This window comes from Desulfamplus magnetovallimortis (genome assembly GCF_900170035.1).
Classification (GTDB): domain Bacteria; phylum Desulfobacterota; class Desulfobacteria; order Desulfobacterales; family Desulfobacteraceae; genus Desulfamplus; species Desulfamplus magnetovallimortis.
The window spans coordinates 294,624-309,433 of record NZ_LT828543.1 but is presented as its reverse complement, the minus strand read 5'-3'; the positions used below and the strand labels follow the sequence as shown (position 1 = coordinate 309,433).

At 41.9% G+C, this 14,810-nt stretch carries 11 protein-coding genes; 9 read left to right on the top strand and 2 right to left on the bottom strand.

Annotated elements, in window-relative coordinates:
- Nucleotides 1-29: 29 nt before the first annotated feature.
- Complete coding sequence (locus tag MTBBW1_RS09860; protein WP_080802682.1) at nt 30-1,490, bottom strand: glycogen synthase; 1,461 nt, start codon at nt 1,488-1,490, stop codon at nt 30-32.
- Entirely contained in the window at nt 1,490-2,722 is a 1,233-nt protein-coding gene (gene glgC / locus MTBBW1_RS09855) for a glucose-1-phosphate adenylyltransferase (protein WP_080802679.1), read from the bottom strand. Before glgC ends, MTBBW1_RS09860 begins: the two co-directional genes overlap by 1 nt.
- A gap of 558 nt (nt 2,723-3,280) precedes the next feature.
- Between glgC and MTBBW1_RS09845 the strand changes: the two genes are divergently transcribed.
- The 9 genes from MTBBW1_RS09845 (at nt 3,281) to MTBBW1_RS09805 (ending at nt 14,749) form a co-directional block, all read left to right on the top strand.
- Nucleotides 3,281-5,008 (top strand): aldehyde ferredoxin oxidoreductase family protein, encoded by a 1,728-nt coding sequence (locus tag MTBBW1_RS09845; protein ID WP_080802674.1) that lies wholly within the window; start codon nt 3,281-3,283, stop codon nt 5,006-5,008.
- Nucleotides 5,009-5,910: 902 nt separating this feature from the next.
- Entirely contained in the window at nt 5,911-6,405 is a 495-nt protein-coding gene (locus tag MTBBW1_RS09840) for a type II toxin-antitoxin system VapC family toxin (protein ID WP_080802671.1), read from the top strand.
- Nucleotides 6,392-6,577: a hypothetical protein gene (locus MTBBW1_RS09835; RefSeq protein WP_080802669.1), complete on the top strand. Its 186-nt coding sequence runs from the start codon at nt 6,392-6,394 to the stop codon at nt 6,575-6,577. Before MTBBW1_RS09840 ends, MTBBW1_RS09835 begins: the two co-directional genes overlap by 14 nt.
- Nucleotides 6,578-6,771: 194 nt before the next feature.
- Nucleotides 6,772-7,209 (top strand): Hsp20/alpha crystallin family protein, encoded by a 438-nt coding sequence (locus MTBBW1_RS09830; protein ID WP_080802666.1) that lies wholly within the window; start codon nt 6,772-6,774, stop codon nt 7,207-7,209.
- 192 nt (nt 7,210-7,401) lie between these two features.
- Nucleotides 7,402-9,885, top strand: coding sequence for an endopeptidase La (gene lon / locus MTBBW1_RS09825; RefSeq protein ID WP_080802663.1), 2,484 nt, complete (start codon nt 7,402-7,404; stop codon nt 9,883-9,885).
- A gap of 6 nt (nt 9,886-9,891) precedes the next feature.
- The gene (locus MTBBW1_RS29965; protein WP_087881746.1) at nt 9,892-10,662 is read left to right on the top strand and encodes a septal ring lytic transglycosylase RlpA family protein; all 771 of its coding nucleotides are present in this window, start codon (nt 9,892-9,894) and stop codon (nt 10,660-10,662) included.
- Nucleotides 10,663-10,672: 10 nt separating this feature from the next.
- Nucleotides 10,673-11,392: a D-glycero-beta-D-manno-heptose 1,7-bisphosphate 7-phosphatase gene (gene gmhB, locus MTBBW1_RS09815; RefSeq protein WP_080802660.1), complete on the top strand. Its 720-nt coding sequence runs from the start codon at nt 10,673-10,675 to the stop codon at nt 11,390-11,392.
- Nucleotides 11,389-13,617, top strand: a complete 2,229-nt coding sequence (gene recD2, locus MTBBW1_RS09810; protein WP_080802656.1) for an SF1B family DNA helicase RecD2 — start codon at nt 11,389-11,391, stop codon at nt 13,615-13,617. The genes gmhB and recD2 overlap by 4 nt, the downstream gene beginning before the upstream one ends.
- 298 nt (nt 13,618-13,915) lie before the next feature.
- Nucleotides 13,916-14,749 (top strand): Rpn family recombination-promoting nuclease/putative transposase, encoded by an 834-nt coding sequence (locus MTBBW1_RS09805; RefSeq protein WP_080802653.1) that lies wholly within the window; start codon nt 13,916-13,918, stop codon nt 14,747-14,749.
- Nucleotides 14,750-14,810 lie beyond the last annotated feature (61 nt).

Here is a 14,810-nt window from a genome sequence, read left to right as displayed (position 1 = left end):
AGGTATGCGGGCATTATAATTTTCTGGATTTAAGAGTTAACAGTTTGATAATAAAGACTTTCATACCCTTTGGCACTATCTTCCCATGTGAATTTCTGCATCATTGCCTGCTGCTGGATTTGACGGTAGAGATCCTTGTTATGTAGGTAGAGAGAAACAGCTTGTTTCAGGCATTCATAGCAGCTTTCATTGTCAGGATTTTTAAAACCAATCCCAGTGGCTTTGTCAATATTCCCATGCCCTTTTTCAAGAATATTAACAGTATCTTTTAATCCACCTGTCTCCCGTATAACAGGAAGAGTTCCATATGCCATGCTGTAAAGTTGATTTAAACCACATGGTTCAAAAAGGGAGGGCATAATGAAAAAGTCAGCTCCGGCTTCAATAAGGTGAGACAGCTCATTGTCATAACCATTGACAAAGCTCATTGTTCCGGGATGATGCTGTTGAAGATAATGCAGCCTTGAAGCGTAATGCGCCTCTCCGGAACCAAGCATTGCAAGTTGTAGAGGTGGCCTTTCGTATAGAAGCCTTTCAAGAGCAGGTATGAGGTAGTCAAAACCTTTTTGTTTGGAGAGTCTTGCCACAAGACCGAAAACAGGCAGATTTTTATTTTCTGGCAATCCCATTCTGCGTTGAAGGGCTTTTTTACAAAATTCTTTTCCTCTCATCACCTGTGCAGAAAAATGGTATGGGATATATTTGTCACTTGCAGGATTCCACATTGTATAGTCGCATCCGTTCAAAATTCCGCTGAAACTGCTTTGCCTTTTGTGCAAATATTGCCACAGGTTATCATGAGAGGTGTCAGGTTGAAGAAGTTCGCCGTAATAACCGTGGCTTACAGCATTAATTGCATCTGCGTACATGATACCGCATTTTAGCAGGTTCAGGATTCCGTACTCTTCAATTATATCACTTGTGAAATGCCAGGGAGGAATTCCGAGTGGCTCAAGCCACTCTTTTCCGGCTTTTCCCTGATGTTCACCATTGTGAATGGTAAGAACTGTTTTGGTATTTTTTAATTCAGGACGGTGGTGATAATGTTCCTTGAGATAATAGGGAGCAAGGGCTGTATGCCAGTCGTTTCCGTGGATGATATCAGGTATCCACTTCTCATGAAGGCAATACTCAAGTGCTGCTTTGCATAAAAAGGCATAGCGAAGCGGGTTGTCAGGATATGCGTAAGTTCCATCATCATAAATCCCGTCACGACTGAAAAAATCATGATGCTCCACAAGCATTACAGGAATATTATCTGATTGAATATGGTGAACAAGAGAACCATAGCTATCTTTATGATTCAGGTTAAAGTAGAGGGAATCGGAAATGGAAGGCACGGGAAATATTCCGTTTTTGTACTTTGGCATTATGATTCTCACTTCATGCCCCAGATTAATAAGTGCTTTCGGCAGGGCGGCTGCAAAATCTGCAAGTCCCCCTGTTTTTATGATTCCATCCATCTCCGAGGTTATCATTAATATTTTCATCAGTTAAATCCCACCCTTGCTCCTTTGGGGATTACCACAACTCCTCCATCAGATACGTGAAAACGTTTTTTGTCTTCATCCAGATTTTCTCCTATGACAGTACCGTCGGCCACCACAACCTCCTGGTCAAATATGGCTTTTTTGATGCGGCATCCTTTACCGACATCTGTGTTTCCCATAAATACCGATTTTTCAATATATGAGTGGCTGTGTATATGAACCCTATGTCCAAGAATGCTCTGATTAACCTCTGCTCCGCTTAGTATGCATCCGGCTGAAATAGCTGAATTTATTGCATGGCCTGTTCTGTTTTTATAGTCATGTACAAATTTGGCAGGGGGCACAGGTGGATGATAGCTTCTGAGTGGCCAGTAGCGGTTATAAAGATCAAAGGGAGGAGTCACTGATATAAGATCCATATTGGCTTCGTAATATGCGTCAAGTGTTCCCACATCCCGCCAGTAGCCCTTTGAGTTTTCAGGTTCTCCCCTGATTTCGTTGGTGGAGAAATCATAAACATAAACCTTCCCTCCCGGTACAAGCATGGGGATGATGTTATGGCCAAAATCGTGCATGGAGTTTTCGTCTTCAGCATCTATCTGGAGATAGTTAACAAGGGAATCTGCATCAAAGACATAGTTGCCCATGGATGCAAGGACATGGGTGGGGCGATTGGGTATTGTTTTGGGGTTTTTTTCAGGTTTTTCCTCAAAGCCAACCATTTTGCCGCTCTCATCCACCTCAATAATACCGAACTTGTAAGCCTCTTCAACCGGAACAGGAATGGCAGCAACTGTAAGTTCGGCACTCTTGCTTCTGTGGTAGTCAATCATCTGTCTGACATCCATTTTATATATGTGATCTCCACCAAACACACAGACAATTTCCGGATCATGGCTGTCAATAAGATTGATGTTCTGGTAGATGGCATCTGCTGTTCCTTTGTACCAGTGTTTTCCTGTGCGCATCTGGGCAGGTATAGGGTCAATGAAGCGACCTGTCAGGCCTGTGATACGCCATGCCTGACTTAAATGTTTCATAAGAGAATGGGATTTGAACTGTGTCAGAACAAAAATCTGGAGCAGATCTGAATTGACAAAGTTATTAAGGACAAAATCAATTATCCTGTAGCCTCCACCAAAGGGAACAGCCGGTTTTGCCCTGAGACTTGTGAATGGAAAGAGACGGGTGCCTTCACCTCCTGCGAGAATCATGGAAAGAATACCTGACACAATTTACCCCCTTTTGCGAAAGAATTTATTCATATGGCTTTTATTAAAACATTTTAAAGCCTTTGGAAGGCAGATGTCAAGAAATGTAAATGTGCTGGGAAAAATCACTCCCACCCTTTACAGAATTTTTTTTCTTTTTTATAATGCCTCAAATGTATGTTCTTGTCGTTTCTGGTTGTATTTTTTCCTCTATGTTTATTAAATGTATCCCTGCATTGTTTTTTTAATGACTTTCTATGAAACTGTAGGGGCAGAATCCATTTATGCCCCATTTGGGACGGAGATATGGAATCCGCCTCTACGTTTCAACGTTCGTTGAGGCAGATGGATCTGCCATGTACGTTTATATGAAAGTCTCAGTAAATAGCTGTTTTAATAAAGACTTTCAACTCTTCGATTGTGGCGGTCATCAGCCATGTACGTTATATAAAAGTCTCCGTAACAGCCTGTTTTTAATATCAGTGTTGGGCAAGGGAGGTGATACATGTCCGCAAGGGAACAACTTCGGCAGGAAAGTATTTAAGATAAAAATGATTTTTTAAATCAGGGAGAAATGTAATGGCAAAAATATTGAGAATTAACACTGAAACAAAAACATTTACCTTTGAAGAGACACCGGAAAGCCTTGCCGGACTTGGGGGAAGAGCTTTGACATCAAGGATGGTTCTCAACGAGGTACCAGCTACATGTCATCCACTTGGGCCAGCCAATAAACTTGTGATTGCGCCGGGGCTTTTGAGCGGTTCACCGGCAGCTAATTCAGGAAGACTCTCTGTTGGTGCAAAATCCCCGCTCACAGGTGGTATCAAAGAGAGCAATTCCGGTGGATTTGTTTCCCAGAAACTTGCAAGGCTTCAAATAAGCGCAGTGGTGCTGGAGGGTAAGCCGGATGACGACGATTTCAGCATGATTGTTATCAATAAAGATGAGGTTGAAATTTTGCCGGCTGATGAATATGTGGGACTTGGCAACTATGAAACCATTGAAAAACTTTGGGCAAAATATGGTAAGAACACAGGTGTCATGAGCATTGGACAGGCAGGTGAACAGCGCCTTAAAGCTGCAAGTATCCAGCAGGCTGACCTCAAGGGAACTCCTGGAAGAGCTGTGGGAAGAGGCGGTTTAGGCGCTGTCATGGGCTCCAAAAAAATCAAGGCAATTGTGGTGGATGACAAGGGATGTGAACGCCTTTCCCTTGCAGATCCAGAAGCTTTTAAGGTTGCAAACAAGAGATGGGTGGAGATGCTCAATGCCCATCCTGTAACAGGTCAGGGATTGCCGGGGCTTGGCACAGCGGTTCTTGTCAATGTCATCAACGAGGCAGGAGCACTTCCTACCAAAAATTTCCGATCAGGCCGATTTGATCATGCCCAGGATATAAGCGGAGAAAAGATGGTGGAAAATATTGAAGCCAGAGGCGGGATTGTATCCGAGGGATGTCATCCAGGATGTATAATTAAATGTTCCCAGGTCTATAATGACAAAAATGGAAAGCAACTGACTTCAGGCTTTGAATATGAAACACTCTGGGCTTTTGGTGCCCACACCACAATAAAAGATATTGACGACATTGCCATGCTGGACAGATTGTGCGATGATTTTGGTTTGGATACCATAGAGACAGGAGTAGCACTTGGAGTTGCAATGGAAGGCGGCCTTGTTGAATGGGGAGACGGCCCTGGTTCAATTGCTCTTCTTAAAGAGGTTGGAAAAGGAAGCGGAAATGGCAAGATTCTGGGCAATGGTGCCGTGTTTGTTGGCGATGCACTGGGTGTGGATCGTGTGCCTGTTGTAAAAAGACAGGGACTTCCTGCATATGACCCAAGGGCTGTCAAGGGTGTTGGCGTGACATATGCCACGTCACCCATGGGCGCAGATCATACCGCAGGATATGGGGTAACTGCAAATATTCTCAAGGTCGGAGGTGATATTGATCCTTTGAAAAAGGAAGGAAATGTAGAGCTTTCCAGAAACCTTCAGATAGCAACTGCATCCATTGATGCTGCAGGCCTTTGTCTCTTTGTTGCTTTTGCCGTGCTTGATAACGAGGATGGCGTACAGACAATTGTGGATATGCTCAATGCAAGGTATGGACTGAAGTTGACTCCAGATGATGTGGTGGCTCTTGGGCAATCTATTTTAAATGATGAAAAAGAATTTAATAGAAGGGCAGGCTTTACAAAACTGGATGATCAGCTTCCGGAAATGTTCAACGGCCCCTTTCCGCCACATAATTCTGAATGGGATTTTTCCATTGAAGATCTTCAGGAGACACTGAATTTCTAAAATTGTCTGATTTTGAAAGAAATATCAAAATAAAAATATAATCTGGAAGAGAGCTTTTTCTTTCCAATCAAGGCATGGTTTCCCTCTTTGCCCTAAAGAGCCCGGAATCATGCCTTTTTGATTTGTTATTTTCTTTGTTCGGGGAATTGCTTATAACGTACATGGCTGATGACCGCCACAATCGAAGAGATGAAAGTCGTTTTTAAAACAGGCTGTTACGGAGACTTTCATATAACGGCCATGGCAAACCCATCTTGCCACAACGAAGCATGAAAGCCCTGAAAAAAACTTTGAAATACGGGCATCCTTCATATCAGCTCAAAAGTAGTTTACACTTTTCGGAAAATTTTGAACCATGATTAAAGGATTTAAGGATTAACATGATGAATAATCAAGAAAATCCCTTAATCATGAAAATCATGGTTCAGAAAAGTGTAAACCGATAAATGAAAGATGCCGAAATACGGGGACTTTCTTATAAAAACGACCATGACATAACCACTCAAAGTCGATACCTATGATCTTGTAAGCCTTGTCAGCACTGTCAGAATCAGGATTCCCAAGATTAACAAAGATAAGGCAGGATTATCTATCCTGAGCATCCTATCCATCCTGGTTCCTGGTTCAGACAACTGCAAGAACTTCTGAAAAAGTAATAAGATGTCGATTTTGAGTAACCATCTGCCATAATGAAGCATGAAAGTCTTTAAGAGACTTAAAAGACGGGGAGTTTATTAAAAAAAAATACGGGAATTGATACTTTACAACTGATAAACCCAGTGGTATCTTACCGTTAATGGTCATCTGTTTTTCAATCATTGCCACTGCCTAAAAGCGGACCAGGAAAAACTAAAACTTTGATGATGGCAAATTTGAGAAATTATGACTATTGAGGAGTTACCATGAACGAAGAAAATAGAATTAGATTGTATCTTGATACTTCGATTCCAAGTGCGTTTTACGACACTTCCAAACCTTTAAGACAATTAATCACTCAAAAATGGTTTGAAAATGACTCCATATTTTATGAACTTTTCATATCTGTTATAACTATTGAAGAGATTGAAAAAATAAAAAATGAAATAAAAAAGAATAATATCAGCGAACTTGTAGTCAATCATGATATTAAAATTCTTGAACTGTCTGAAGATTCAAAAAATTTGGCAATTGAATACATGAATAAGGGGGCAATTCCAAAATCAGAACCGGAAGATGCTTACCATATCGCAATCGCTGTAATAAACGATATTGATGCATTGGCATCATGGAATTTTAAACATATTGTCAGCATTAATCCTATAAGAAAAATACACGAAATTAATAGAAACAATAACTATACAGACATTGAAATAGGCTCGTTGCAAATATTTGGGGGTTCTAAATATGGAAACATATAAAAATAGTTATAATAAAAACGAAGATATTATGCTATGGGAGTTGCATGAGATAAGAAATGAACTTCACAAAGAATTAGTTGAAAAATCTGTTAAAGAAATAAACATAGATGCACTTATAAAATTTAAAAAATGGCAAATCAAATTCACATCAAACCAGTCAAAAAAACAATAACAATTTCCGGCATAAACCTTCATGGCCGAATACAACGGTCATCCCCGGACCATGAAAATCATGAGGGGAATTTTCAAGTTAAAGATTATTCAGTTTGAAAAATGAATAGTTAGGAATTGCATTTTCATGGTAAACGGAGATAGCTTTGTATTCGCTATCTCGTACTATATAATGCGGCATCAGGAGTTTTCTATATGGAATATATTGAAATACATTTCAGCGAGGATTTTGATCGATCTTCAAAGGGAGCCAAACATGCCCACGACATGTTTCAATCCATGAACCCCATGTTCTGCCTTACTAAAAGGATCTGGAAACCCCAGATGGATATCTTTGAAACCAGAGAGGAGATTATTATTCAGGCCGAAATAGCAGGTGTTGAAAAAGAAGATATCTCAATTGAAGTAACCAACAAGGCTGTTAAGATTTCCGGAAACAGGTGCCGGACACCACCCAATGCTCCTGCTACCTACAGGCTTGCAGAGATTCAGTTTGGCCCGTTTGAAAGAATTTTGTATCTGCCATCCCTGATTAATACGGATCATGTAACAGCATCCTTTAATAACGGTTTTCTTGAGTTGACCATGGCCAAGATTCCGGTTCAAAAACCACAGAAAATTGAACTATCTTAACCACTATTTTCAAAAGCCGGAGTCGTTATCTGGAACTCCATATTTCAAGAAAAAGAGGCATTTTTCATATATCCCTTAAAATACTCTACACTTTTCGGGAAAAATCCCATAATAAAGAGAATATCGCTCTTGAAAGTGTTAAACTGGAAATGAAACATGCCAAAAAAAGAACAAGTATATTAGGAAATTTCCATGAACGAAATTCAGACTTCAGTAAATGTCAGTCCCGATCATATACCGGAGATCCTTCCACTTCTTCCCATTGTTGATACAAATCTGTTTCCCAAAATGGTGCTTCCCCTTGTGATCATGCAGAAGGAAGCCATTGAACTGATTGATGAGTGCATGGCCGGCAACAGAATACTTGGTCTTCTTTTGTCAAAACGCTCAGATATTGGCTCCAAGCATTCCTCAGGAGACCTTTATACTGTGGGGACAGTTGCCGTAATCTTGAAAATGGCAAAAATGGAAGAGAATCGTGCCCAGCTTCTGATACAAGGTTTAAGCCGTTTCGAGGTCAAAGAGTATATTGACGGTAAACCATATCTCCAGGCCAGAATTGAGGTGCTTGAAAGCACTAATATTACAAATGACAAAGAGACTCTGGCTCTTATGTCAAACATTGTTGATCAGTACGAAAAGATTGTACATCTCTCCCCTGGTCTGCCTGCCGAGATCGCAGCAATGGTCAAATCCATACAGGAGCCTGATATCCTTGCTGATATGGTGGCGTCCACAATAAATGCACCGATTCTGGAAAAGCAGAATGTCATTGAGATGATGGATGTAAAGGCTCGTTTGAAGAAAGTTACCCGCCTTGTGAATGATCAGTTGGAGATCCTTGAAATGGGTTCAAAGATCCAGAGTCAGGTCAAAGAGGATATGGATAAAAGGCAACGGGAGTACTATCTGCGGCAACAGTTGAAAACCATAAGAGAAGAGCTTGGGGAGACTGATGATGAAAGTGTTGAAATTGAAGAGTATCGTCAGAAAATCAAGTCAGAGGAGTTGCCGGAAGCTGCGGCAAAAGAGGCAGACAGGGAGTTAAAGCGTCTTTCGCGTATGCACCCGTCATCATCTGAATATGTGGTATCATCAAGCTACCTTGACTGGCTGACATCCCTGCCATGGAACAAAAAATCAGAAGATAAACTTGATATTAAAGAGGCCAGAAAGATTCTTGATCAGGATCATTATGGTCTTGAAAAACCTAAAAAAAGAGTTCTTGAGTACCTTGCAGTAAGAAAGCTTAAAAAAGATTCCAAAGGCCCCATTCTATGTTTTTTTGGACCTCCCGGTACAGGAAAGACATCTCTTGGACGTTCCATTGCCAGGGCACTTGGCCGAAAATTTGTAAGAATAGCACTTGGCGGTATAAGGGATGAAGCTGAAATCCGGGGACACAGACGCACCTATGTTGGTGCTTTGCCCGGAAGGATTATTCAGGAGATACGAAGGGCTGGCACCAATAATCCTGTTTTTATGCTTGACGAAATTGACAAGGTAAGCTCTTCATATCACGGAGACCCATCCTCTGCACTTCTTGAGGTGCTTGATCCTGAACAGAATGACTCTTTCACCGATCACTACCTTGATGTTCCATTTGACTTAAGGGATGTAATTTTTCTCACCACCGCAAATGTACTCCATACCATTCCCGCACCCCTTCGTGACAGAATGGAGGTGCTTGAGCTTACAGGATATACCGAGGAAGAAAAACTTAAAATTGCAACACGCTATCTTATTCCACGCCAGAGAGAGGCAAATGGCCTTAAAACCAGTAATATAAGGTTTACCCAGGGTGCTGTAAAAGAGATTATTTCAGGTTATACAAGGGAGTCTGGCCTAAGAAATCTTGAACGGGAGATCGGTACTGTGTGCCGTGGTGTTGCAAGCAAAATTGCCGAGGAGGAGGCAGAGATGGTCTCCATTGGCAAAAAAGAACTTCATGCATACCTTGGGCCTGTGCGTAACATGCAGGAGAATGGTGCAAACATAACTGTTCCCGGGGTAGTTGTCGGTCTTGCATGGACGCCTGTGGGAGGTGATATTCTATTTGTTGAAGCCACAGCAATGAAAGGTTCCAAGGGCCTTATCCTTACAGGCCAGCTTGGGGATGTCATGAAAGAGTCTGCAAGAACCGCCATGAGTTATCTGAGGGGTAATGCCTCCACATTTAACATTGAGCCGGAGTTTTTTGAGAACCATGAGATCCATATACATGTTCCGGCAGGAGCCATTCCAAAAGATGGGCCATCAGCAGGTGTTACCATGCTGACTGCCCTTGCATCCCTTGTAACAGGACAGGTGGTAAAAAAGAAGCTTGCCATGACAGGAGAAATCACCCTGAGGGGAGAAGTTCTGCCTGTTGGTGGCATCAAGGAGAAGGTCATTGCAGCAAACAGAGCCGGCATTACAGAGCTTATCCTGCCAAAATGGAATGAAAAGGATATGGAGGACATCCCTGATAATATAAAAGATGCAATGACTTTCACCTTTACCGATAAAATGGATGTTGTGGTGAAAAATGCTCTGGATCTTAAAAATTTCAGGAAAATTGAAAAATCAGGCAATAATGGAAACAATGGTAATAATAGAAAATCATCTGAACCTTCAGAACCTTGCAAAAACCAGGAAGAAGAGGAAAAAAGTGCTTCCGTATCTCCGAAAGTATAACTTCTGATGACTCTTTACAGTACAGTACAGAAAGCTAAATTAATCATCAGTGCTGGCATGATTCTTCTGATTGCAAGCTGTGCAGCAACGCCTTCACCTGAGCCGGATAACGGAAAAAGCAGTTCTAGAGCCCCTGCAACCTCAAAACCATATACGGTTCTGGGTAAACGCTATCATCCACTTAAAAGTGCGAGGGGATTTTCACAAAAAGGTCTTGCTTCCTGGTATGGTAAGAAATTTCATGGCAGAAGAACCTCAAATGGTGAAGTTTATGACATGTACAAAGTATCTGCTGCCCACAAGACCCTTCCCATGGATACATGGGTAAGGGTCCATAATCTTGATAATGGGAAGAGACTGGATGTAAGGATAAATGACCGCGGTCCCTTTGTCAGGGGCCGTATCATTGATCTTTCCTATAAGGCCGCCCAGCTTCTCGGGGTTGCAAAACCAGGAACAGCAAGGGTGAAAATAGAGGCTCTTGGCAAGGCATCTGTTGCTTCAGGTGGTTCCCATGAAGTTGCCTATACTCCCATTGACTACTGGAAAGGGAATTTCACTGTACAGGTGGGGGCTTTTACTGTCAAAAGCAACGCAGAAAATCAGCGAACCAAATACAGCCGCTACGGCAACGCACATATTACTGAATTCAGGGATGATACCAACCTGTTTTACAGGGTAAGAGTTGGAAAATTTGACAATCTCAACGATGCCGAGGAGTTCAGAAAAAGGATGTTAAGGGCAGGTGAAGCAAATGCCTTTACTGTAGCGGAGTAAGTGACAAAAAATGGGTTTTGCTGTATTTCTTGACAGAGATGGTGTTATCAACATTGACTCTCCTGATTATATCAAGAGTGAAAATGAATTTCATTTTATTCCTGGAAGTACCGATGCCATAGCTCTTTTAACAGAAGCCGGATGCGATGTTTTTGTTATCACCAACCAGTCAGCCGTTGGGCGGGGTATGATTACCAAAGGTGAACTTGATATAATTTTTGCAAAGATGAAAGAGGGAGTTACCAGGGCAGGAGGTCGCATCAACGATATTTTTTACTGCCCCCATACGCCTGATGATGCATGTCTTTGCCGAAAACCCCTGCCCGGCATGATTTTTCAGGCTGTTGAAAAGCATGGAATTAATCTATCCTTTTCTGTTATGGTGGGAGACAGTGTAAAGGATATTGAATGCGCCCGTAAAGCAGGGTGCGCTGCTGCGGTTCTGGTTCTAACCGGAAATGGCCAAAAATCCATGACAGCCCTTGAAAAGAAGGGAACTCCACCTGACATGATGGCAGCAGATCTCATGGAAGCGGCACAATGGATCATCGCTCATTTGCCTGACCTGTCCAATATGTCTTACCAATCCTGTGTGTCTGACGAATTCACTATGTCTGAACAGTTCAATGTGTCTAACCAACTCAGTGCGTCAAAACGCTCTAACCCATCCTGCCTCTCAAAGGTACCCGATATATCAAAACTGTCCGGACAGGATTTTCAATCCAGATGATTACAATCAACGGTACCCTCCAGAAAATTACATTCAGGAATGAAGATAACCACTACACCATTGCCCGCCTTAAGATTCCGGAAAGCAAGGAGGCTGTCACCATAGTTGGCCATCTTGCAGGAGTTACAGAAGGGGAAAACCTTAAACTCACAGGAAAATGGGTTTCCCACGCAAAATATGGCGAGCAGTTCAAGGTTGAGTCATTTGCGGTGACCCTTCCTGACACTGTCTCAGGGATACGTAAATATCTGGCTTCAGGCATTATTCAAGGTATTGGAAAATCCATGGCAAGGCGAATTGTTGAGCATTTCAAGGCTGCAACCCTTGAAATAATTGAAAATGAGCCTGAACGCCTCATGGAGATTGAAGGCATCGGCAAAAACAAGCTTATGGCAATCTCCAGCGCCTGGGACAAACACCATGCCGTAAGAAAGGTGATGCAGTTTCTCCAGGAAAAAGGCATAGGCATAACCCATGCTTCTGCAATATTAAACTATTATGGCAAAGGTGCCCTTAAAATACTCAAGGAGAAGCCATATCGTCTTTCAAGGGATATTCCTGAAGCAGGTTTTAATGTGGCAGACACCATTGCCCTGCAAAATGGTGTTGAGCGAAATGACCCTGAAAGAATAAAGGCTTCTATTCTATATCTTCTTATTCAAAATGAATCCGATGGCCATGCTTATGCTGAAAAAAGGGATATTATACAGCGTTGTATGCAGCTTACAGGTACTGACGAGGAAACTGTACAGGAAGCTCTCGATGCCTTGAAAGCGGGAAAGGAGATTGTGATTGAAGCAAAAAAAATTATTGAGCCGGAAGCCCTTGTTGAAGTATATGTATCTTTTGACTCAAAAAATCAACTCAACAAAGAAACTTTACAAGATATTATATATTCACGAAAAATGCACAGGGCTGAAACAACAATTGCCCTTAAAATAAAGGCCATGCTTTCAGTACCTGTTCCTGCACATAATCTGGATGAAGAGACAATAACAAGGGAAGTTTTTACACGACTTGCCCTGAAACTCTCTGAAGAGCAGGTTGATATTATTCGCCAGATTCTTGGCCACAGGGTTGTTGTTATTACAGGCGGGCCAGGCACAGGAAAAACAACCCTTGTCCGGGCAGTTTGTGCTGTATTTCGCAAATTGAAAAAAAAGGTGATGCTCAGTGCACCAACAGGAAGGGCGGCAAGAAGGCTTTCCGAAGTCACTGACCGCAAGGCATCCACTCTTCACAGAATGCTTCTATATGATCCTGATGCAGATGCTTTTAACAGAAATCAGGATAATCCCCTTGATACTGACGTTGTTGTTGTGGATGAGGCTTCAATGGTGGACACCTATCTTATGTACCATCTTGTCTGTGCCGTTCCTGTAAACTCCATCCTTGTTTTAGTGGGTGATATATTTCAGTTGCCCTCTGTGGGGCCTGGCAATGTCCTCTCTGATATTATTAACTGTGGTGCTGTCACCACATTTTCGTTGACTCGAATTTTTCGCCAGGCAGAGGAGAGTCCCATTGTTTTAAATGCCCACTCCATTCGAAGGGGGGAGATGCCCCTTCTTGAGAATAGAACAAAGGAACAGGGGCTGTCTGAGTTCTATTTTATTGAGGCAAATGATGCAGACAAAGTTGTCAGAATTGTATCTGATCTCTGCTGCAGCCGCATTAAAAATGCATTTCCTCATGTTGATGACATCCAGGTTCTCACCCCCATGCACAAGGGAGAGGCAGGAACAATAAACCTCAACCAGAAACTTCAGGAGGTATTAAATGATCGTCCCGGAGGACTTGAAAGCCGTGGAGTTTTTTTCAAGATCGGTGACAAGGTGATGCACCTTAAAAACAACTACGAAAAAGAGGTGTTTAACGGCGACATCGGTGTTGTTGAGGATGTAATAAAGTCTGAAAACCGGCTGGTTGTAAATTATGATGGACGTCTTGTTGACTATGATCTTCTGGAGCTTGACGAACTTGCCCTTGCCTATGCTGTATCTGTCCACAAATCACAGGGTTCTGAATACTCTGCCGTGGTTATTGCCATGACCACCATGCACTATCCGCTTTTGCAGAGAAACCTGCTTTACACAGCCATGACCCGCGGCAGGGAGCTTGTAATTATTGTGGGTTCCCGCCGGGCCCTTGAAATTGCCCTTAAAAACAACAAAACCGACATGCGGCTTTCTGGGTTAAAAGATCGGCTTTGTATGGGATTATAACAACAAATCGTGTCGGAAAAAGTATCTAAACTAAAATTTCTAACCTCAATCCAATTACTTTTTCAACAGCTTTGGGCACTACACCCAATTTTTAACACCAAGCCTGATGAACCCAAAAATCGTTTCCTAAAAACTTGATTTTACAACCCCGATAGATTAAATTTACGATATAGGAATTTTTATTTTTGTCCTTCAAAAGCAGGTGCTTAAGGAAAAGTCCCCAAAGGGCGTTAAGTTCAGTTAATTACTCCCTCTGCAAGACATGACCATTTAATTGAACAGGAGTAACCATCCACCCATGAAACATAAAATCAACCCCATAGTCGATTGCGTATTCAAAGCACTGCTTGGATCAGAAAAAAACAAGAATCTTCTGATTCATTTTTTAAATGCCGTGACAGGTCTTGAAGGCGAGGATACCATTACCGATGTTGTGATCATGAATCCCTACAATGACAGGGAGTTCATGACAGACAAGCTCTCCATTGTGGATATCAAAGCCAAATGTCAAAATGAGTTTAAGTATCAGGTGGAAATCCAGTTGTCCGTTTATCCGTCATTGGCTTCAAGGATGATGCATAACTGGAGCTCAATGTATCATTCGCAGATCGGCAAATCAGAAAATTACAGCAAACTCAAACCCGTAATATCTATCTGGCTTCTGGACAGCCCTCTTTTCAAGGATGTAGGAACCTATCATCTGAATTTCGGCATTCATGATACCGCAAATGAGATCTGCCTGACAGATCATCTGAATATTCATTTGCTTCAGCTCTCATTGTTTGATGATCGTCAGGAAATCCACAATGAAAAGGAGCGCTGGCTATATTTTTTCAAACAGGCGGAAAATCAGGATATAGATAATCTGCCCGAGAAAATGAAAACAAAGGAGATGATACAGGCCATGGAAACTTTACAGGATTTTTCAGAAAATCAAAAAAATTACATGCTTTATCAGAGCAGAATAAATGCCCAACTGGAATATAACACATGGAAAGCTATGATTGCCGAGAAAGAGCAGGAGGTTAATGAAAAAGAGCAGGAGCTTCAAAAGGCTCTTAAAGCAAAAGAGTTTTATCTCAATTTGTTAAAAGAGAAAGGATTCGATATTGATAACCTTCCTCTGGAATAAATCAGATCCAGGAGTATAGACTGAACCGGAATCAGGAGCATGGCTAAAAAATCAAGAGCCA